A 21,481-nucleotide genomic window follows, 5' to 3' on the forward strand; every position below is an offset into this window, starting at 1 on the left:
GTATTTTTTTATATCCGTGACTTTTTATTTCCTGAGTAAACAAGGTAAATTTTGAACCCTTTTCCCCGTGCAGAAATTAGCAGTAGTGCACTGCAAACCAATCTCGCTGCGTTGCGTCAGCAGGCACCAGCGAGTCGTGTGATGGCCGTCGTTAAAGCGAACGGTTATGGTCATGGATTATTGAATGTCGCTAATTGTTTAGTCAGTGCCGATGGCTTTGGCCTAGCACGATTGGATGAGGCCTTAGAATTACGAGCGGGCGGCGTGACAGCGCGTTTATTATTACTAGAAGGTTTTTTCCGTGCCACCGATCTTCCGTTACTCGTCGGGCATGATATTGACACTGTAGTGCACCACAGCTCTCAACTTGAAATATTAGAGCAAACTGTGTTGTCAAAACCCGTCACTGTCTGGCTTAAAGTGGATTCAGGCATGCATCGTTTAGGTTTTACGCCCGAACAATTTTCAACGGTTTACGCAAGGTTAATGGCCTGTCCCAATGTGGCAAAACCGATCCATTTGATGACACATTTTGCCTGTGCGGACGAGCCTGAAAACACCTATACCTCAGTACAGATGGCGGCTTTTAATACGTTAACGGCAGGCTTGCCCGGATTTAGAACCTTAGCAAACTCTGCTGGTGCCTTGTATTGGCCTCAGAGCCAAGGCGATTGGATCCGTCCTGGTATTGCACTCTATGGCGTATCTCCTGTTACTGGTGATTGCGGTGCGAATCACGGGCTAGTTCCTGCGATGGAATTAGTATCACAGTTGATTGCGGTACGGGATCATAAAGCCAATCAGCCAGTCGGCTATGGTTGTTTCTGGACCGCGAAGCAAGATACCCGTTTAGGTGTCGTGGCGATTGGTTATGGTGATGGTTATCCTCGCAATGCACCGGAAGGCACACCCGTGTGGGTCAATGGTCGCCGCGTACCCATAGTCGGCCGTGTTTCTATGGACATGTTGACTGTTGACTTAGGTCAAGGTGCGCAAGATAAAGTTGGGGATAGTGCATTGCTGTGGGGTAAGGCATTACCCGTGGAGGAAGTCGCTGAGCATATCGGCACTATCGCTTACGAATTAGTCACTAAGCTTACGCCAAGGGTTGCTGTTTGCTTAGCTTAACCCTGACAGATAGAATCATTATGGGACACTTTTTAGCAAGAAAATGGTGATTAAACACCGTTTTCTTTTATGTAAAGTGTCAGGATGAATAATTGCCACTACACGAATGGTTACTGCAAATAACACTATGAATTATAAATATTTGTTAGCGGGAGAAGTGTCGAACCTGTAGGGCTGAGATAAACAAAATAGTGGTTTGCAGTTCACCGTTGGCGACGCAATATGTTTTGGACCTGAGGATGAAGCTGTGCTGAACTGGTGTTAGGCGGCAAAATAGACGATAAAAATACCTCAATTCAGGTTCCGGTAAACCAGCCGTTCTGATCTTTGTTATCTGGCTTTAAATAAGCGAATGAAACATAAGATCCAGAGCGACAGGATAGTTAATGTATTTTGAGCTGACTGGCTTGATGCATTTTAGCTATTAGTTTTCAAAACATATTTCAATATAAGCAGTACCATGCGGGCTTGTAAATGGCATGATAATCTTAGTGCCATTAGCTTTATGGGAAATTGTATGGCCTTTCCCTGATACGACCATAGGGGTGGCCATTTCAAATTCATAGCCTTTTTGCCCCAAAAGATTTTTTGCGCCACCAGTCACCATATTCGTAATTTCGCCTACTAAGTCAGTCACTTCCTCGTTAATTTTACCCGGGTTTTCGCCCAGCATATTCTGCATTATCTGCAAAACAAGCTTTTGTTCGAAGGTAATTGACAGTGATCCTTTTGTTTGGGGTCCAACAAGACCGATTAGGCCGGATACATCACCCTTAGCTAAGTTATCTACTTTGATTTGGGGTTTGCCCGGCGTCAAATCCATACTCGCCATCGTAGATATGACATTGAGCAAAGATTGGAGGAAAGGATTAATAAAATTAACGTTCATGCCTAAGTTTGTCCTCTTTTGAGCCTAAACCATGGAGTAATGGCATTGCTTAAGGCTATTAGAAAAGTTGCTTATTGACAGCAATCTTGATCACACTCTATCAGCTTAGATGAGACAGCTATAAATGTGAGGCTAATTTAAAGATATTCTTATCATTTATCTGAGTTATAGGCAGCTAAAGCTCCATATAACCGTGTCCTTTATTGTTTAGACCGTTTTGTATGATGGTTTATAAGTTTGTTTGGAAGACGCTTATCGTCAAATAGCGTTGTTTTACGTCTCATACATACAAAAAATGGCAATATATCGGCTGGATTAGCCCCATTCATAGTGGCTCATGAGTGCCGATGCTGCAAAGTTTTTTAGCCTTTTTATGGAGTAACTCGACTTTTATTTGCACTTGAACTTGTGAGAAGGCGTTGCTACTCAACTCTCTATCCCATCGCGTCTTACGTAATCCCATTTTATATGGCTATTTTCGGCATTGTGGAGTGCTATCAAAAAGGCGTCTTGGCCTTGAGTGTCTTAGCTGACTTTGTAAAAGTACGATGTTCGCTGTAAACTGTCTCACTTTTTGCTTCACCCTAACGACGCATTTGTAGTGTGTTGTTCAGTACGTGTTTTCAGGTCAATTACTGGGAACACCATCTTGAGCGCTCAATCTTATAATTTGGGATACCTCACAGGATGCCCGGCAATTAGACAAATGCACAAATGTGTAAAAACAGCTTAAAATGTGAGTGTAATGATTCAATCTAAAATGAGTAAAACCCCAGTTATATCAACTATTCCAATTGATAGAACCTTTTCCATTGCGCCCATGTTGGATTGGACAGACCGGCATTATCGTTATTTTGCACGTTTGATGTCGGCTAATGCTTTGTTGTATACGGAAATGGTGACAACAGGAGCGATATTGCATGGTCGCGGTGATTACTTAGCGTATAACCAAGAAGAACATCCTTTGGCGTTGCAGTTAGGTGGCTCTAATCCCTTAGATTTGGCTCGTTGCGCTAAACTCGCTGCTGAGCGAGGCTACGATGAAGTTAACCTCAATGTGGGTTGTCCTTCCGATCGAGTGCAGAATGGTCGCTTTGGCGCGTGTTTGATGGCGGAACCTGAGTTAGTGGCTGAGTGTGTTGACGCCATGAAACAAGTCGTTGATATTCCTGTGACTGTGAAAACGCGTATCGGAATTGATGAACAAGATAGTTATGCGTTTTTAACCCAGTTTATTGATGTGGTCAGTGCAAATGGGTGTACGGATTTTACTATCCATGCGCGTAAGGCGTGGCTTCAAGGGTTAAGCCCAAAAGAGAATCGCGAGATCCCGCCGCTCGATTATGAGCGTGTGTATCAACTTAAGCGTGATTATCCTGCACTTAATATTGGTATTAATGGCGGCGTAACAACTCTCGAGCAAGCACAAGTTCATTTAGTGCAGCTCGATGGAGTAATGATGGGGCGCGAGGCTTATCAGAATCCTTATATTCTGGCGCAGGTGGATCAAATATTGTGTGGCAGTCAAAAAGCTGTGATCAGCCGCGAGGCAGTGATTGAGGCTATGCTGCCTTATATTGAAGCGCATTTGCAGTCGGGTGGCCGGCTCAATCATATTACTCGTCATATGATAGGTTTATTTCAAGGTTTACCAGGTGCCCGCGCTTGGCGTCGTTATTTGAGTGAAAATGCCCATAAAAACGGCGCTGGGATAGAAGTGGTAAAACAGGCTTTTCAGAGTATTCAAACTGAAGTCACTGAGTGATTTCTAATCAACTTAAAAGATGGTGAAATTTACTAGTTTGAGTAGTATTTTTCACCACTTGTTATTTTCCAATCCATCCCTATATCTCATCTTGTCCACATAAAATTTTTTAAAATGATTAAAATCATGCTGTTAAAAATATTTTTATAAGTTGGCACGCAGTTTGTAATACTCCTTTCGTCAAGTTAATTAATCGAAAGGGATGCCATCATGTTTATGTTAACCATTAAAAAATCAGTACAAATGAGTGTGTTATTAGGCGCGTTAGTCGGTAGCGTTGCAGCACACGCAGAAGCCGCACCAATATCAGATGTTGTGGGAACTATTGAGCAAACATTAACTGCGCAGACACAAGAATTGTTCGTCAGTGTAAAGCGTGAATTTGTGATGTCATTGCAAACACAACTGGCTGAAAGTATGTATGACTTCAACAGTCAACTTAGCTTAAACGCTGAAAATAAAGGTGAATCGGCAGGTGCCGATGAATATAGCGCTAAGTAAAGGATCTGCTTATGTGGTTTGTAGCACCTTTGATGACATTGCTACTGTTACCTGTAATTAGTCTTGCGTTGTTTTCAGGCATTATTTGCTGGTTTCAGTGGCATAGTGTTAATGATAAATAAGTTAGCGATCAACTGAGCCGAGGTTTTAGATGAAACGATTAAAAGTGCGTATGGAGAGTCCAGAGCGATTAGTGTGTGGTGTTGCTGCAGGCATGGCGTGGAAATTTGATTGGTCTTGTTTTTGGACTCGTGCGGTGTGGACTGGTGCAGTTGTATTTATGCCGGGTGTGAGTTTGTTAATTTACTTTGTTTTAGCATTGTTAGTTGACCAATGGAAAAAACCAGCCTAAGCATGCAGTGATGGCTGGTGTTGATGAGCTAATAAGTGGCTTGTTTTGATTTAAAATGATGCAGTTAAACCTATCAACAAGAGGGTACTTTGACCCTCATGCGAAAATGTATATGCATACTGCCTTGCAGACTACTTTTTCAAAAAAGCCTGAAATCTGCTTTTGGCTTCATCACTTTTTAGCCTAGCGCTAAATTGTTCAAGTTCTTGGTGCATTTGGTGTTGTACACGATTTTTATGCGGACGCATTAATTGACGTGTGATTTGTAGTGCTTGTGGCGGTTGATTGGCCAATTTTTTTGCCTGAGATAATGCATAACTGAGTAAATCTTCATGGGCCACAATTTCGTTGATCATATTGAGTCTATGGGCCGTCTCGGCATTAAAACTTTCACCAAGTAGCAGTAACTCAGCCGCTTTTTGATAACCAATGAGTTCTGGTAAGAGTAGGCTAGCCCCCGCTTCTGGCACGAGAGCCAAGTTGACGAAGGGAAGTTGAAATTTCGCCGTGTTGTCAGCGTATACCAGATCGCAATGTAGCAGTACGGTTGTACCTATACCGACGGCGGCACCAGAAACAGCAGCCACCAGAGGTTTTTTGAGTTCGAGCAGACAAAATAAGAAACGTACTGCGGGATGATTTGGCCCTAAGTCACTATTTTTCAAAAAGTCAGCAACATCATTGCCTGAGGTGAAACAATTATCTTGGCCATGGAGCATAAAGGCACGAATGTCGTTGTCTGCTTCACCTTCGATCAGGTATTCTGTCAGTTGTTTATACATATTAAGATCAAGTGCATTGCGTTTATCAGGGCGATTAAAGCTAATAATGCGCACGCCCTGATCATCCTGAACCTGTATATGACTCATGGGTTGTTTCCTTTACGACGACATTGGGTAGACATGGAGTTTAAGACATTGAAACCAATATTCAAACAGCTGTTTAATTGTCTAGTTTTATCTTGTGCATCATTTTCAGCGTTGGCGAACGTAGTCATGACTGAAGGTCATATACGCGCCATGCCTGAGACAGTACCAAATACTGCCGCTTACTTTACGCTTGAAAACCACACAGATAAAGCGATTCGTCTTATCGGTGTCAGTACGACTGTGGCAAAGGATGCCCAATTACACACGATTATCGAAGACCAAGGCATGGTGAAGATGCGCCATGTTGAAGGTTTTGACATCCCCTCCCATGGCACATTAACGTTAACGCCGTCAGGGGATCACGTCATGTTGCTTGGCTTAAAAGCGCCATTGGTGTTAGAGCAACAAGTTGAACTGCAATTAGAGTTTGACGGTGGCGAGAAAATGGCAATTACCCTGCCTGTTAGTAAAGCAGCAGAAAACGCCGCAGAGCAAGAGCATCATCACCATCATTAAGGAGTCGCTTGATGCAAATTACATGGAAAAAAGTTACCGGGGTCGGTTTATTTTTAGTATTAATCGGTTATGGCGTGAGTGTATGGTGGAGTATCGAACCGGATCCAATTAGCCCTCAACAATTAACAGCATCCAATAAGAATATTGTTGGGTACGCTACTACTACATCGCTAATCCTCACAGTCGAAAATTTACTCGATAAGCAAGGTGGTTGGCTATCAAACGATGTGATGCCACCTTCCATCTTCATGGATAACATGCCCGCATTTGAATATGGTGCTTTGGAGCAAGCCCGTGATTTAGCCTTGATTATGCGTAAAGAGTTTAGCCGCTCACAGTCACAATCTGCGGCGGACAAAGATTTAGGCGAAGCCCAATCTAAGCTCAATATTGACCACACAAGCTGGTTAGTACCGAGTGCCGAAAGCGAATATCGCGATGCAATCAAATTGCTGAAGCTTTATCGTGCCCGCATGATGGACCCAAATAATCAAGATGCACAGTTTTATGCCCGTGCTGACAACCTTAATGAATGGTTGAAAGAAGTGCAGAAACGTCTGGGCAGTATGTCGCAGCGTTTATCTGCCAGCGTTGGCCAAGAGCGCTTAAATACAGACCTAGCCGGTGATAATTCGGCGCGTCAATCAACTCCAAATTTGACCAGCCATCAGGTAAAAACCAGTTGGTGGAAAATTGATGATGTCTTCTATGAGAGCCGTGGTGCTTCATGGGCGTTGTTGAACTTTATGCGCGCAGTTGAAGTTGACTTTGCTGACGTATTGAAGAAGAAAAATGCTGAAGTAAGCCTAAGACAGATCATTCGTGAGCTGGAGGCGACTCAGCAAACTGTCTGGAGCCCTGTTGTGCTGAATGGCAGCGGTTTTGGCTTAGTCGCTAATCATTCATTGGTTATGGCTAACTATGTGTCGCGTGCGAATGCCGCGGTGATTGATTTAACGAACTTGCTATCTCAAGGTTAATTATGAAAAAAACTCTCCTCGCCAGTGCGGTATTAGGATTCTGTATGGCCTCATCTGCCCAAGCGGCAACTGTGGTTGGTTTTACTATTGGTGGTGATTACTGGCGCGCCGATACTAGCGGTACTTTTGCTGATAAAGGTCAACCACAACAAACATTTGATTACAGTTCATCTGCTCAAGGCAGTTATTGGATTGCAGTTGAGCACCCATTGCCATTTGTCCCTAACATTAAAATCCGTGAAAATAGCTTAGATCAGAAAGGCGGCATGTCGGATGCTGATTTCAACTTCAATGGTCATGATTTTAAAGGTAATGTTACTGCTTATACTGATTTGAGTAACACAGACTTCGTGCTGTACTACGAAATATTGGACAACGACATAGTGTCGTTGGATCTCGGTGCAGCATACAAGTTAATGAATGGTTCACTGCGTGTTCAAGATCCTGGCCATCCAGAAGAGAAAGATGTCGATAGCGGTATTGTGATGGGTTACGCCAGTACGCATGTAGGTATGCCTGGCTTAGGCTTGTACGGTTTTGCTGATTTGATGCAGGGCGTCAATGAGTCAAGCGTGCACGACTATGCAATTGGTTTAGGTTGGCAATTTGATGGTTTGGCCGTCGATACGCGTGTACGTGTAGGCTACCGTGAATTTTTATTCGATGTGAGTAATTTCTCGGGTGTGAGTGCTGATACTAAATTTAAAGGTTATTTTGCGGGTGTTGAAATCAACTTCTAATTTTGTTGATTTTAACTTCTAAGCATAAAAAAACCGCCAAATGGCGGTTTTTTATATTTAATGACTGAGAGCGTTGTTACTGTGCAATCAAGCCATTATTGATGGCGATAACATCATCTTCATTCAATGTACCCGCAGCTTGCTTTAGTGCAACAACTGAGTTGATGTAGCTATAGCGCGCATCGGATAATTTACGTTTTGAGTCGTACAAGTCACGGGTACGGTTCAAAACATCAACGATAGTACGAGTACCCACTTCGAAACCCGCTTGAGTGGCTTTTAGGGCACTTTCTGATGAAATAACAGATTGCTCATAAGCTTTGATTGAGCTGATAGAAGCACCTACGTTGTTGTAGTTATTACGAACGTTTTTCACTACACCACGGTAAATTTGCTCAAGCTTTTCACTTGCTTCAACATACTGGAATTGTGCTTCATTAACTTGTGAGCTGACTTTAAAACCTTCGAAAATCGGAATGCTTAAGTTGACACCAACGCTGACATTATCAAAATCAGGTTCGTTGAGATTCCCCATTTTTTGCTCAAGACCTTTGTTGTAACCGGCATTTAAGCTTAAAGACGGCATGTGGCCTGCTTGATAAAGCTTAATAGTCTCTTGAGCAATATCTTTACCAATACGTTGAGTCATTAAATCAACACTATTGGTTTCAGCAATTTTTAACCATTCGCTAGATGACGTTGGCGCTGGCGTAACTGCTGAGAAACGGTTGGTATCTAACACATTAATCGTCTTGTGATCGATGCCGGTGATTTCACGTAAGGCTTCATAACTATTGGCGAGCGTGTTTTCGGCTAAAATTTCAGTGGCTGAGGCTAAGTCATATTGCGCTTGAGCTTCATGCACATCGGTAATCGCGGTTAAACCCACTGCGAAACGTTGTTTAGTTTGTTCAAGTTGACGCTCGATTGCGCGTTTTTCTGCACCTTGGAACTCGTAGTTGTCTTTCGCCGTTAATACATCGAAATAGGCTTTAGTGATACGAGTAATCAAGTTTTGTAATGCGGAAGCATAAGCGGAATCAGCCTGAGAAGCGGCTTTCTCAGCAAGACTTAAACCAACCCAAGCACTGTGATCATAGATGACTTGATTTAATTTCAGGCTACCTACTAGACCACTTGCATCATCCTTCGGATCATTCCAAGCTTTGTCATAACCGACGTTTGCACTAATGGTTGGCAACAGCGGAGCGCGGTTTTGTTCGATTTTCTCAAACAAACCATTACGCTGGGCTTGGGCTTGCAATACGAGCGGGTCGCTGGTCAGTGCTTGCTGATAAATTTGCAACAAATCATCTGCTTGCACCGCTGAAGCGGAAGCCGCAAGTGTTAATGCTGCGCATAAATTATGGATCTTAAATTTCATTTGCTGTCCTTATTAGACAAAATCCCCCCACGGAGGAATATTTTAACTTCGTTTAGACTAAGTAATGCCTTTACCAAGGCGGTTTGCGCTTCCCGACGCTTCCCGATACAGCTAAAACTTAATGACCTAGAGTCTAAGAACTCTGACACTTTCAAGTCAAATTCGAAGTGTAACAGATTTTATTTTAAAAATGTGCTCAAATTGCCTTGATTATAGGCGCAAATTTAACTTTTAAGGATAGAGTATGAAACCCCCTGTTTTTTCGCAAACGGATATTGAGATCTTAGGAAAAAAATCCCTTTATCAAGGTTTTTTCTCAATGGACGAATACACTTTCAAGCATAAATTATTCGCTGGGGGCTGGAGTAAGCCTGTCACTCGCGAAGTGTTTGAACGGGGTCATGCTGTGGTCGTCCTTCCCTATGATGCCAAGCAAGATAAAGTCGTACTCATTGAACAGGTACGCTTTCCTGCATTAGCAACCGCTAAATCTCCTTGGCTTCTTGAGTTAGTCGCGGGTATGATTGCGCCCGCAGAAACGCCTCTGGATGTTGCACACCGAGAATTAATGGAAGAAACTGGCTTAATGGCTAAGCAAATACACAGTGTAAATAGCTATTTAGCGAGCCCAGGTGGTAGTACAGAACGTTTCTATTTCTATTGGGCTGATGTCGATTCAAACGACGCCCGTGGATTGCATGGATTAGCTGAAGAGCACGAAGATATTCGATTACATGTCATGAGCCGCGAGCAAGCTTATGAGCGAGTGGTTGCGGGCGAGATTGATAATGCGTCGACCGTTATTGGATTACAATGGTTACAATTGAACTATCAGCAACTGGTTTAAGTTGGGATGAATTTGGCTACTTCGAGTCTAAAACGGCGCTATAAACCCAACGTCAGTGATTTTTTAGCACTGTGCGGGCGTAATTATGGCTACATGTTGAAATGGTTACCGTTAGAGATAGCTATCGGTGAGTCATGGCGACTCGAAGGTGAGTTTGGTATATTAGTAGTGCGAATTTTAGAAAATACCAAATATACTCAGCTAGTTGAGATATCTCGTCCCATCGAAATCAAGGAGTTTATCAATACTCCCAAGGTGTTAGTGAGAATTTATCACGATGCTAAATTAGCAGAAGTGTTAACTGGCCAACAGATTTACCAATTACGCCCAGTGTATGATTATCCCAATGTACGCATGTATCAAAGTGATGAAAAGTACCAGGTGAATGCATTCCTGGAAGAGTTATTAAAGATTGGTTACCAACACAGTGTCGTGTGCCAGTCTTAGAATTGGGTATTCAATGTGCTGAAAGAGGCTGTCTCTTACTCCATAGCTGAAGGGGAAAGCGTGCGTATCGTGCAAGTCACAGATCCGCATCTTTTTGCCGATCCTGAAGCTCAGCTATTAGGAGTTAATACTAGCAAAAGTTTTGCTGCCGTATTAAATACGATTAGAGCTGTGGACTATCCTGCTCACTTGATGCTCGCCACAGGCGATTTGAGTCAAGACTATTCGGCTGAGTCCTATCAGCAATTTGTGAAAGCAGTCACCCCCGTTGGCTTACCTTGTCATTATCTTCCTGGAAATCATGACGATCCACGGATCATGTATCTGCACATGCAGGGTGAACAGATTTTTGGGCAGCAGCGTATTCTGGCGGGAAACTGGCAAATCCTCATGTTGGATTCAACCGTGCGGGGAAAGCCTGGCGGCAATATGGCCGAGACTCAGTTCGAATTAATTGACGAAGCCATTGCCGCACATCCTGAATGCCATACTTTACTGGTGATGCATCATAATCCCATCGTTGTGAATTGTACTTGGTTGGATCAGCACTGCATGGACAATGGCGCCGAGTTTATCGCGCGAGTGGCAAAATATCCGCAGGTCAAAGGATTGCTCTGGGGACATGTGCACCAATGTATTGATACCCATCATAATGGGCCCCATGGCACGTTGCAGTTGATGGCGACACCTTCCACTTGTATTCAATTTAAGCCGTTATCGCCTTATTTTGCCTTGGATGGCGTTCAACCGGGTTATCGTTTGCTGGAGTTGAAAGCCGATGGTAGCATCAACACTAAAGTGTATCGCGTACCGGGTAACCATTTTTCCCCTGACAACAACTCTAGCGGTTATTAACGCGAATAGCCGCAGCCTGAGGAAATATGCTGCTTTATATTCACGGTTTTAATAGCTCTCCATTTTCAGATAAAGCTGTGATGACGGCTAAGTACATGGCGCGGCATCATCCTAGTGTGGCCTTCCATCAGCCCCAACTGCCTAATACGCCTAAGGCTGCGATGGTGCTCTTAACCGCTTATGTTGAGGCGGCGATTGATGCCAAAGAGCCATTAGCTTATATAGGCTCATCTTTAGGTGGGTATTTCGCCAGCTATTTAGCCGAAACCTACGGTGGCAAAGCGGTGTTAGTTAATCCTGCGGTAAAACCCTTTGAGTTGTTCGATGAGTTTATGGGGCCGCAATTCAATCCTTACACTGAACAGCATTATCTTGTCTTACCTGAGCATAAGTCTGAAGTCGCTGAATTTAATACGGCTGTGATCCGCAATCCGGATCGTTTTTTGGTATTATTGCAGACAGGTGATGATGTGCTGGATTATCGCGAAGCGGTCAATAAGTATCATCACTGTCAATTGCGAGTTGAAGCGGGTGGTGATCACAGCTTTGTTGGTTATGAGTCGCATCTGCAAACTGTAAGCCAATTTTTACACTTACCTTGACAAACTGACATGCCGAGCCGCAACATGGCCGGATATAACAACCTATAGCGTGCCCTATGACAAATCAATACACCTCTGACGCCATTGAAGTTCTCAACGGACTCGATCCTGTTAAACGCCGTCCAGGTATGTATACCGACACCTCCAGACCTAACCATTTGGGCCAAGAGGTCATAGATAACAGTGTCGATGAGGCATTGGCAGGTCACGCGACAAAAATTGAAGTTGTTCTACATACAGATAACTCCCTCGAAGTCACTGATGATGGCCGTGGTATGCCGGTGGATATCCACCCAGAAGAAGGCATTCCTGGGGTTGAGTTAATTCTGACCAAATTGCATGCTGGCGGTAAATTTTCGAATAAAAACTACCAGTTCTCCGGTGGTTTACACGGTGTCGGTATTTCGGTGGTTAACGCTTTGTCGCGCCGTGTCGAAGTCACGGTTCGCCGTGATGGCCAAGTGTATGACATCGCTTTTGAAAATGGCTTTAAGGTTGAAGATTTACGCCCAACAGGGACCTGTGGTCGTCGTAATACGGGGACTCGAGTGCATTTTTGGCCCGATGCGAGCTATTTTGATTCAGCTAACTTCTCAAATTCAAAACTGATTTATTTGCTTCGTGCTAAAGCGGTACTGTGCCCAGGTTTACGGATCAAATTCACCAATAAACAGACAAATGAAGTCCATGAATGGTTCTATGAAAGCGGCCTAACTGATTATTTAAAGGCGGCTATCGGTGACAATTTAAGATTGCCAGAAGAGCCGTTTGTGGGTTGCTTTAAAGGCCAACTAGAAGCCGCAGATTGGGCCATTACTTGGTTGCCTGAAGGCGGCGAATCTATTGGCGAGAGTTATGTTAACTTAATTCCGACTCCGCTCGGTGGTACCCATGTGAATGGTTTCCGCCAAGGTTTATTGGAATCTATGCGGGAGTTCTGTGAGTTCAGAAATTTAATTCCCCGTGGTATTAAACTTTCACCCGAAGACATTTGGGATCGCGCCGCGTTTATATTGTCGGTGAAGATGCAAGAACCGCAATTCGCTGGTCAAACAAAAGAAAAGCTTTCTAGTCGCCAATGCGCTGCTTTTGTGTCTGGCGTTGTGCGTGACGCATTCTCACTCTGGTTGAACTCAAATACCGAGTTAGCTGAATCCTTAGCCGAAATGTGCATTAATAATGCCCAGAGCCGCTTAAAGGCCGCTAAAAAAGTGGCCCGCAAAAAGGTGACTTCGGGACCTGCACTGCCGGGTAAGCTAACAGACTGTAGTGGCCAAGATCCGATGCGCGGAGAGTTATTCCTCGTGGAAGGGGATTCTGCGGGTGGTAGTGCTAAACAAGCTCGCGATCGTGAGTTTCAAGCCATCATGCCGCTGCGTGGCAAAATCTTGAATACCTGGGAAGTCGATGCTTCGCAGGTATTAGCTTCACAGGAAGTTCATGATATTTCGGTCGCGATTGGTTGCGATCCCGATAGCAGTGATATCTCTGAATTACGTTATGGCAAGATTTGTATCCTTGCGGATGCCGACTCAGACGGACTGCACATTGCTACCTTGTTATGCGCGCTATTTTTGAAGCATTACCGTATCTTAGTTGAGCAGGGTCATGTGTATATTGCTATGCCGCCGTTGTTCCGTATTGATATCGGCAAAGAGGTGTATTACGCCTTAGATGAGGCAGAAAGAGCGGGTATTTTAGACCGTATTGCCGCTGAGAATAAAAAGGGTAAGGTACAAGTCACCCGCTTTAAAGGTTTGGGTGAGATGAATCCTTTACAACTTCGTGAAACAACGATGGATCCAAACACCCGTCGTTTAGTACAGTTGACGATAGATGACATCGAAGAAACGGATGCTTTGATGGATATGTTGCTCGCTAAGAAGCGTTCGCCGGACCGTAAAAACTGGCTTGAAGATAAGGGTGACATGGCTTTACTTTAATGTTGTGCACTATTGCCGATAACAATAAAACATAGGCATAAAGAAAATTACAATGTTGTATATTAAAACTAATAATTATAATTGCTTAAAGGTGTTTTCTGCCGGTTTTACGCTCTTAGCGAGTGTGACGTTATTGCTCTGCAATAGCGCCTTTGCGGGTTCCCAATCGATCATGATTACCGTCGCTAAGGGGTTTGGTTTATCGCTTTATGCCTCGGATATTGGCGATGCTAAGCAGATGGCGATGGGGGCTAATGGCACTTTATTTGTCGGTTCCAATAAGAGCGGCACTATCCATGCTCTCGTTGATAGTAATCAAGATGGTCGTGTCGATAAGCGCTATGTGATAGCCAAAGGGCTTGAATCACCCGATGCGATTGCATTCCACAATGGTGACTTGTTTGTCGCCACTGAAAATCAAATAGTACGCTTTGTTGATATTGAGCAAAGATTGCGCCGCCCGAGTCGACCCAAAGAGATTTACAGTGACTTGCCTTACTCAGAGAAGAAAAGTTCTCGGGCAATTAATTTTGGCCCAGATGGCCGTTTATATGTGTCTATTGGTGCGCCCTGTAACGTCTGTGAAGCGCCAGTGCCTTACAGTAGTATCATAGCGATCAATGTTGATACAGGCGCGAGTGAGCAGATTGCGGCTGGTGTGCGTGATGCAAGTGGATTTGATTGGTCGCCAATAGACAAAAAATTATGGTTTGCCGATCAAGGCCGTGATTGGATGGGGGACAACTTGCCACCCGATGAGATTAACCGCATCGATGTGATAGGGAGTCATTATGGCTTCCCTTATTTACATGCCAGTAGTGTTGTCGAACCTGCCTATGAAAAACCGAAAAATTTAAAAATCACTCTGCCAATGTATGAGTTGCCAGCCCATGTTGCACCCACGGGACTTGCATTTTATCGCGGCAGTCAATTTCCCGATATTTACCATAATCAGTTGTTTGTCGCCGAAAATGGCTCGTGGAATCGTTCGAGTAAAGTTGGCTATCAAGTGGTGATGTTGAAGATTGAAGATCAAAAAGTGGTGAGTCGTGAAACGGTTGTTAGTTTCCTTGACGGTGAATTTCCCGTTGCTCGACCCTTTGCGCTGTTATCGGCATCCGATGGTGCTATGTACATCTCCGATGATTTAAAAGGTAACGTGTATCGCTTGTTTTATAAGGGCGATAGTACTGAAGAAACACAGGAACTAGAAGAAAATGAGTGACGCTATCAAGTTAAGTCTCGATGGGGTAGAGCAAATGCCATTGCGGCGCTTTACCGAAGAGGCTTATCTGAACTATTCCATGTACGTCATTATGGACCGAGCCCTGCCACACATTGGGGATGGACTTAAACCGGTACAGCGTCGAATTATCTATGCGATGAGTGAGTTAGGTTTGTCGGCTCAATCTAAGCATAAAAAGTCGGCTCGTACGGTTGGTGACGTATTAGGTAAATACCATCCTCACGGCGATAGTGCCTGTTATGAGGCTATGGTATTGATGGCGCAGCCATTTTCATATCGCTACCCGTTAGTCGATGGCCAAGGTAACTGGGGTGCCCCCGATGATCCTAAGTCATTTGCGGCTATGCGTTATACCGAAGCACGTCTCTCTAAATTCTCTGAAGTGTTACTCAGTGAACTGGGGCAAGGTACGGTTGAATGGGGTGCTAATTTCGATGGCACGTTAAAAGAGCCAAAAGTACTGCCGGCACGTTTACCGCATATTTTACTCAATGGTATTACTGGTATTGCCGTAGGTATGGCGACGGATATTCCGCCGCATAACGTGAGAGAATTAGTCTCCGCCTGCGTAGCATTGCTCGATGATCCTAAGCTTGAACTCGAGCAACTGATGGCCTTTGTACCAGGCCCTGATTATCCAACTGAAGCCGAGATTATTACCCCGTCTGCCGATATTGCAAAAATTTATGAGTCGGGCCGTGGGTCATTAAGAGCACGTGCGGTTTACACTGTCGATGGCGGTGAAATCATCATCACGGCGCTGCCACATCAAGCCAGTAGCGGTAAAATTTTAGAGCAAATCGCCGGTCAAATGCAGGCGAAGAAATTGCCTATGGTGGCCGATTTACGCGATGAGTCGGATCATGAAAACCCAGTGCGTCTTGTGGTGGTACCGCGCTCCAATCGCGTCGATTGCGATCAACTGATGGCGCATTTGTTTGCCACCACAGATTTAGAAAAGAGCTTTAGAGTTAACTTAAATGTGTTGGGTCTCGATGGGCGTCCGCGAGTTAAAGGGTTGAAAACCTTATTAACTGAGTGGTTAGAGTTCCGCGTTGATACGGTTAAACGTCGTTTAGAATATCGTTTAGATAAGGTGGTATCGCGGTTACATATACTCGAAGCCCTAATGATCGCTTTCCTCAACATTGATGAAGTGATCGAGATTATTCGTTTTCACGATGATCCTAAAGCTGAGTTGATGGCCCGTTTTTCACTCAGTGATAAACAAGCTGAATCGATCCTCGAGTTAAAGTTACGGCATTTAGCTAAGTTAGAAGAATTTAAGATCACGGCCGAACAAAATGAGCTTGAAGCCGAACGCGAAAAACTGGAGCAGTTATTGGGCTCAGAGCGTCGCTTGAAGACGTTGATCAAGAAAGAATTAATTCAAGATGCCGAAACCTATGGCGATAATCGTCGCTCGCCAATCGTATTGCGTAATGAGTCTAAAGCATTAACTGAACAAGAGTTAACGCCGACAGAAGCCGTGACTGTTGTCTTATCTGAAAAAGGTTGGGTGCGTTGTGCTAAGGGCCACGATATCGATCCTTTGTCGCTCTCCTATAAGTCTGGCGACCAATATCTATGTAGCGCGATGGGACGTAGCAATCAGGCCGCAGTGTTTATTGATTCGTCTGGGCGGGCTTTTGCGACGGATAGCCATACTCTGCCATCGGCCCGTAGCCAAGGTGAGCCTATTACGACTCGCTTCAATATGGCACCTGGCGAAACCATGCAGCATGTGTTGATGGGTGAAGAAGACCAATGTTACTTGTTAGCAACGGATGCGGGTTACGGTTTTATTTGTTCATACAACGATATGGTGTCGCGCAATAAAGCGGGTAAAGCCTTGCTGAGTCTACCAACAAACGCTAAATCATTAACGCCTAAGTTGATTGACCGCACTAAAGAAATGTCACTGCTAGCGATCACAAACGAAGGGCGGATGTTACTGTTTTCGCTAGAAGCGTTACCGCAATTATCCAAGGGTAAAGGTAATAAAATTATTGGCATACCAACCGAAAGAGCCAAGAATCGCGATGAACTTATGACACATTTACAATTAGTGCCAAGTGATACGCCGGTTACCCTGTGGGCAGGTAAGCGCAAGCTCACACTGAAGCCAAGCGATCTTGAACATTATCGAGGTGAACGTGGTCGTCGTGGTGCAAAATTGCCTAGAGGATTACAACGTGTCGATAGCGTTGAATTAGGTGACGGCGGTGATGCTTTAGCGAGCATCTAATGCTTTGTAATGGTTTCAATGCTGTAAAGAATTAAATGGGTTAACTAAAACCACCTCAGCTTGGCTTAGGTGGTTTTTTATTTTTGGCGCTTTTGGATTAGATTTGAGACATAAAAAACCTACTGTATTACTACAGTAGGTTTCTATTATCTCTTAGGTAAGAGATTAGAAGTCGTAACGTACGCCTACAGAGAATACGTTGTCATCTTGTAGATCTGTTTTAGCATTAGCAACAGTAAAATCACCACGGTACATAGCGTATTGACCATAGATCATAGTTGATTTCGCTAAGCGATAATCAGCACCAATGTTGAAGTTTTGGAAATTGATGTCATCAGCACCTTTTACGCCGCCTAGTTTAGTGTAAGCGCCACCCAAACCAGCTTCATCAATGCCGTATTCAGCCTTCAGGTTTACACCGTTCAGATCATAAGAAACGTTAACAAAGTAAGTGTTACCTTCGATGTCATTGTTCACAACATCTTCAGAGTTTTGGAATAAACCACCAACTTTGAATTGACCGAATTTTGCTTGGCCAACTAAACGGTATGCATCAACACCCGCGATGCCTTTGTTATAGGCTACTGCAGCGTAGTAGTTTTGCTCTTTAAACTTGCTGTCACCTAGAGTTGCGCTTAATGCATATAGGCTTTCAGAAGTCTTAGCTGTAGTGTCGTTATCATCAAATTGATAGTTAGCGTTTAATGTCACTAAGCCTGCAATTTTTGGTGAATAGTACCAAGCACCATCGGCAGTACGAGTTTGGGCACTGACTAAACGGTCGATATCGGCGTTAGTGTTACCGAAAATATCCACAGCACCTTCGGCTTGTTTGAATACTGAGTCATTACGACCCACTAACACAGTACCAGCGTTAGTTTTTAAACCTAAGAAAGTGTTACGTGCTTTGAAAACATCACCTGCACCAGAAGTGTTTTCAACTTGGAATTCCATTTGGTAGATAACGTCAAAGCCATCAGCGATTTTTTCTGAGCCTTTAACACCTAATAGAGAGAAGTTATTTTCTAAATAAGTACCTGCGTTATTTTCATCGGCATAGTTTGCATTTAAGCCGTTAGTACCTGATTGTAGAGTGGCACCTGTGTCAGTATGGGTTAGAGCAAGCTCTAAACGACCATAGAAGCTTGGGCCTTCGGCTAGCGCACCGAATGAAGCCAATGCCAATACTGATGCAACTGATGCAGAGATGAATGTCTTTTTCATGTTTTGTGCTCCCTCGAACCTAAGTTCTTATCCATTTTTCATGGTTTTTGTGTGGTTTAACGCATTTGCTACCTGAGTCGGTAACAAAGTTGCCGCCGATTTTTACAGTTTTACGACTCGCAGGCTGTGGCGCAGATCATGTTTTTGGCTCTCCTTGCCTATATTCGGGCCATTTCTGGGATCTTTCCTTATATCTTGACTGCAAATTTACCTGAAAGGGGTAAAACTCTATTTTTCACTTACTACTTAAGTGGTAGGTAAGGCGGATTGCCTTAGATAGTGCGTCGGCGAGGGTAACTGTAGCATATACTAATGCTGTAGCAAGTCTGTCATATTGGTTATAGATTTGTGTTTGGGGGCGATATCTAAGCAGAAAAAGCGGCCGAAGCCGCTTTTTTATCAATAAATAACTTTGGGGTTAGTTGATTAATCTATTTAAAAATCAACGCGTAAACCGACAGTAAAGATGTTGTCATTCAGGTCTTGCTTTACATCGGCCAACATAAGATCACCATCGAAGCGCGTGTAGTGACCATAGACCATAGTCTTAGTGCTCAGGCGGTAATCTGCGCCCACACTGAACTGTTGCAGGTCAACATCACGGACCTGTTCTAGGCCACTGTTGTCTTGGTCACCAACATAACGGCTCACGTACTTGCCTAGACCTGAGTCATCTTTGCCGTACATCATCTTTAGTTTTAAGTCGCCAATTAAGTAGGCTGCGTTGACAAAATAGGTATCGCCTGAGAGATTGGCAAACTTATCATCCACATGCTCACTGTGTTGATATAAGGCACCTAAGATTACGTCACCGAATTTAGCTTGGGCCACACCACGATAGGCTTCAACGTTATCAATACCATCACTATAGGCGGCAGCGACATAGTAGTTTTGTGCTTTAAGGGCTTTATCCCCTAAGGTGGCGCTCAGAGCATACATTTGATCTTTGCTATACACGTCGTTGCCATTGCTATCCACTTGGTCATAGTTATCACTCATCAGATAAGTGGCATTAAGCGTCACGAGATCGGCAATTTTAGGTGAATAGTAAGAAATGCCATCGGCGGAGCGTGTTTGGCCTGCAACCAGTAAGTCGATATCAGCATTGGTATTACCGAAAAGATCGAAGCTACCTTCAGCTGCTTTAAATACGGTATCGTTACGACCCACTAAAGCCGTACCTACGGCACTTTTGATACCTAGGAATGTATTACGGGCATTGAAGGTTTTATTTGAGTTATCAAAGTTTTCGACACCAAATTCCATTTGATAAATGATGTCAAAGTAAGGGCTTACAGCTTCAGAACCTTTTACGCCTAACCAAGAGAAGTTGTTTTCAAGAACAGTGCCCTCCTTTTGGTTTTGAGTTGCATAACCTGTGTCTGAATTGGTAATGGCAAGATCAGCATGACCATAGAATTCAGGGCCATCGGCGAGTGCTGTGAATGAATAGAGTGTGAGGCTAGAAATAATAGCCGTCGTCAGTAGATTCTTTTTCATCTTCATTTTCCTGTGCTTATCGCTGTTATATGCATTGATAACTTCAGTATCTATGCATGCTGTTGAGCTTTTGTGTGGCAAAGTCTGCACAGACTTGAAATGATAAAGTGTGATCCTGATCAAGTTTTATGTAAAGGGCGGCTTATTCAACATATTGTTTTACAAGTGAAATACAGGTTTTTATTAAGTCGATTACCAAATGACTCGATTGTAAATGATGGGCCTTTGCTTTTATTACACTCATTTAGTATTCGTATCCCTTTGTATCTAGTGTTTGGTGGCTGAGGATCTGATTTCGGTTTATGTCGATATCGTTTAGAATCCACGGCACATTTCTGGTGTTGCTATTAAGCTGCCCCTGTTGGCATCCATTCGATGCTAGGGCAAGCGCTCCTGCTGTTATTGGGTAATATAAGGTAAGTATTTATGACTGAGGCCTATCTAAATCGATTTGGCGGAATTGGCCGTTTGTATGGACAAAAGGCGTTGGCTAAATTTGCCACATCCCATGTGATGGTGATTGGCATTGGTGGCATCGGTACTTGGGCGGCAGAGGCCTTAGCGCGGAGCGGCATAGGGCAGATAAGCTTGATAGATTTAGATGATATCTGTGTCACTAATACTAACCGACAAATACATGCTCTTAGCTCCACCATCGGCGGTTCTAAAGTTGCTGTGATGGCACAACGGATCCGTGAAATTAATCCTGATTGCCAAGTGAATGAAATTGAAGATTTTATTACATTGGATAATCTAGGCGAGTATTTGCTTGGAGCTAAAGAGGGTGGCAATATTGATTATGTTATTGATTGTATTGATGCCGTTAAGCAGAAGGCTGCGTTAATTGCTTGGTGTAAACGTCAAAAAATTAAGATAGTGACAGTGGGCGGTGCGGGTGGACAGACAGATCCGACGCAAATTCAGTTAACTGATCTCGCTAAAACCTACCAAGATCCTTTGCTAGCCAAAGTGCGTAATATTTTGCGCCGCGAGTATAACTTCTCTAAAAACGTGCAACGCCGGTTTGCTATCGATGCTGTTTTTTCCAGTGAGCAGTTAGTGTATCCCCAAGCCGATGGCTCAGTGTGCGGTACTAAAGCGGCGGCTGATGGCAGCATGAGGATGGATTGTGCTTCTGGTTTTGGGGCTGTGACTATGGTCACTGGGACATTTGGTTTTGTGGCGGCAAGTCGCGTATTAGCGCGATTGGCACAGCAGGCTCAAGAGTCGGTTTAAACTCTTAACCTAGATTCAGTCAAAGCATCACCGCTTTCAAGGGCGGTGATCAAGGGCGGTGATGCCCCTTCAATATTATGTATTTTCATTGGTTATAGCTAGATAACCTGAACTCGGGATAAGAAATGTTGGACTAATAGCCCTCCAAGTGATCGGATCTTTCGACCAAGAGAAACCCCATCACACCGGAGGGCCTATGCATAAATTAG

Annotated in this window: 20 protein-coding genes; 15 read left to right on the top strand and 5 right to left on the bottom strand. The window is 43.9% G+C overall.

Translation table 11 applies throughout. From position 1 onward, the window contains the following. Positions 1-51: 51 nt before the first annotated feature. Positions 52-1,128, top strand: a complete 1,077-nt coding sequence (gene alr / locus GWI56_RS18940) for an alanine racemase (RefSeq protein WP_198573782.1) — start codon at positions 52-54, stop codon at positions 1,126-1,128. Between the two features lie 424 nt (positions 1,129-1,552). Here alr and GWI56_RS18945 read toward each other — a convergent pair whose 3' ends face one another. Continuing rightward, positions 1,553-2,017, bottom strand: coding sequence for a chemotaxis protein CheX (locus GWI56_RS18945; protein ID WP_105251417.1), 465 nt, complete (start codon positions 2,015-2,017; stop codon positions 1,553-1,555). 745 nt (positions 2,018-2,762) lie between these two features. Between GWI56_RS18945 and dusA the strand changes: the two genes are divergently transcribed. The 3 genes from dusA to GWI56_RS18960 all read left to right on the top strand — a co-directional run bounded on the left by dusA (position 2,763) and on the right by GWI56_RS18960 (position 4,635). Next, complete coding sequence (gene dusA, locus GWI56_RS18950; protein ID WP_198573783.1) at positions 2,763-3,782, top strand: tRNA dihydrouridine(20/20a) synthase DusA; 1,020 nt, start codon at positions 2,763-2,765, stop codon at positions 3,780-3,782. A 210-nt stretch (positions 3,783-3,992) separates the two neighbouring features. Next, positions 3,993-4,283: a hypothetical protein gene (locus GWI56_RS18955; protein ID WP_131524117.1), complete on the top strand. Its 291-nt coding sequence runs from the start codon at positions 3,993-3,995 to the stop codon at positions 4,281-4,283. Between the two features lie 151 nt (positions 4,284-4,434). After that, the gene (locus GWI56_RS18960) at positions 4,435-4,635 is read left to right on the top strand and encodes a PspC domain-containing protein (protein WP_131524116.1); all 201 of its coding nucleotides are present in this window, start codon (positions 4,435-4,437) and stop codon (positions 4,633-4,635) included. 131 nt (positions 4,636-4,766) lie between these two features. On the opposite strand, the gene GWI56_RS18965 is transcribed toward GWI56_RS18960, so the two are convergent. After that, positions 4,767-5,504: an enoyl-CoA hydratase gene (locus GWI56_RS18965; RefSeq protein WP_028761866.1), complete on the bottom strand. Its 738-nt coding sequence runs from the start codon at positions 5,502-5,504 to the stop codon at positions 4,767-4,769. 33 nt (positions 5,505-5,537) lie between these two features. Between GWI56_RS18965 and GWI56_RS18970 the strand changes: the two genes are divergently transcribed. From GWI56_RS18970 to GWI56_RS18980, 3 genes are read left to right on the top strand one after another with little or no spacing between them, the layout of a single operon-like run. Next, the gene (locus GWI56_RS18970; protein WP_028761867.1) at positions 5,538-6,020 is read left to right on the top strand and encodes a copper chaperone PCu(A)C; all 483 of its coding nucleotides are present in this window, start codon (positions 5,538-5,540) and stop codon (positions 6,018-6,020) included. Positions 6,021-6,031: 11 nt separating this feature from the next. Beyond that, complete coding sequence (locus tag GWI56_RS18975) at positions 6,032-7,000, top strand: DUF2333 family protein (protein ID WP_105251468.1); 969 nt, start codon at positions 6,032-6,034, stop codon at positions 6,998-7,000. A gap of 2 nt (positions 7,001-7,002) precedes the next feature. Further along, a complete protein-coding gene (locus GWI56_RS18980; RefSeq protein WP_131524113.1) occupies positions 7,003-7,740 on the top strand; it encodes a TIGR04219 family outer membrane beta-barrel protein in 738 nt (245 codons plus the stop codon). A 76-nt stretch (positions 7,741-7,816) separates the two neighbouring features. On the opposite strand, the gene tolC is transcribed toward GWI56_RS18980, so the two are convergent. Next, positions 7,817-9,124, bottom strand: coding sequence for an outer membrane channel protein TolC (gene tolC / locus GWI56_RS18985; protein WP_105251469.1), 1,308 nt, complete (start codon positions 9,122-9,124; stop codon positions 7,817-7,819). 244 nt (positions 9,125-9,368) lie between these two features. Between tolC and nudF the strand changes: the two genes are divergently transcribed. The 7 genes from nudF to parC are packed head-to-tail and all read left to right on the top strand — an operon-like array spanning position 9,369 to position 17,312. Next, complete coding sequence (gene nudF / locus GWI56_RS18990) at positions 9,369-9,971, top strand: ADP-ribose diphosphatase (RefSeq protein WP_028759445.1); 603 nt, start codon at positions 9,369-9,371, stop codon at positions 9,969-9,971. A 6-nt stretch (positions 9,972-9,977) separates the two neighbouring features. Next, positions 9,978-10,418: a DUF1249 domain-containing protein gene (locus GWI56_RS18995; protein ID WP_105251470.1), complete on the top strand. Its 441-nt coding sequence runs from the start codon at positions 9,978-9,980 to the stop codon at positions 10,416-10,418. 15 nt (positions 10,419-10,433) lie between these two features. Next, positions 10,434-11,273, top strand: a complete 840-nt coding sequence (gene cpdA / locus GWI56_RS19000) for a 3',5'-cyclic-AMP phosphodiesterase (protein WP_105251471.1) — start codon at positions 10,434-10,436, stop codon at positions 11,271-11,273. A gap of 26 nt (positions 11,274-11,299) precedes the next feature. After that, positions 11,300-11,875 (top strand): YqiA/YcfP family alpha/beta fold hydrolase, encoded by a 576-nt coding sequence (locus tag GWI56_RS19005; RefSeq protein WP_105251472.1) that lies wholly within the window; start codon positions 11,300-11,302, stop codon positions 11,873-11,875. A 56-nt stretch (positions 11,876-11,931) separates the two neighbouring features. Beyond that, on the top strand, positions 11,932-13,818 hold the full coding sequence (gene parE, locus GWI56_RS19010; RefSeq protein ID WP_105251473.1) for a DNA topoisomerase IV subunit B: 1,887 nt from the start codon (positions 11,932-11,934) through the stop codon (positions 13,816-13,818). Between the two features lie 52 nt (positions 13,819-13,870). Then, on the top strand, positions 13,871-15,043 hold the full coding sequence (locus GWI56_RS19015; RefSeq protein WP_105251474.1) for a PQQ-dependent sugar dehydrogenase: 1,173 nt from the start codon (positions 13,871-13,873) through the stop codon (positions 15,041-15,043). After that, on the top strand, positions 15,036-17,312 hold the full coding sequence (gene parC / locus GWI56_RS19020; RefSeq protein WP_198573784.1) for a DNA topoisomerase IV subunit A: 2,277 nt from the start codon (positions 15,036-15,038) through the stop codon (positions 17,310-17,312). The genes GWI56_RS19015 and parC overlap by 8 nt, the downstream gene beginning before the upstream one ends. A gap of 165 nt (positions 17,313-17,477) precedes the next feature. On the opposite strand, the gene GWI56_RS19025 is transcribed toward parC, so the two are convergent. Beyond that, positions 17,478-18,536 (bottom strand): porin, encoded by a 1,059-nt coding sequence (locus GWI56_RS19025; RefSeq protein ID WP_198573785.1) that lies wholly within the window; start codon positions 18,534-18,536, stop codon positions 17,478-17,480. 435 nt (positions 18,537-18,971) lie between these two features. Beyond that, on the bottom strand, positions 18,972-20,036 hold the full coding sequence (locus GWI56_RS19030; RefSeq protein WP_198573786.1) for a porin: 1,065 nt from the start codon (positions 20,034-20,036) through the stop codon (positions 18,972-18,974). A 426-nt stretch (positions 20,037-20,462) separates the two neighbouring features. Between GWI56_RS19030 and tcdA the strand changes: the two genes are divergently transcribed. Beyond that, positions 20,463-21,272, top strand: a complete 810-nt coding sequence (gene tcdA / locus GWI56_RS19035; protein WP_198573787.1) for a tRNA cyclic N6-threonylcarbamoyladenosine(37) synthase TcdA — start codon at positions 20,463-20,465, stop codon at positions 21,270-21,272. Positions 21,273-21,481 lie beyond the last annotated feature (209 nt).

This window comes from Shewanella sp. DW31 (genome assembly GCF_015767295.1).
Lineage (GTDB): Bacteria > Pseudomonadota > Gammaproteobacteria > Enterobacterales > Shewanellaceae > Shewanella > Shewanella oncorhynchi.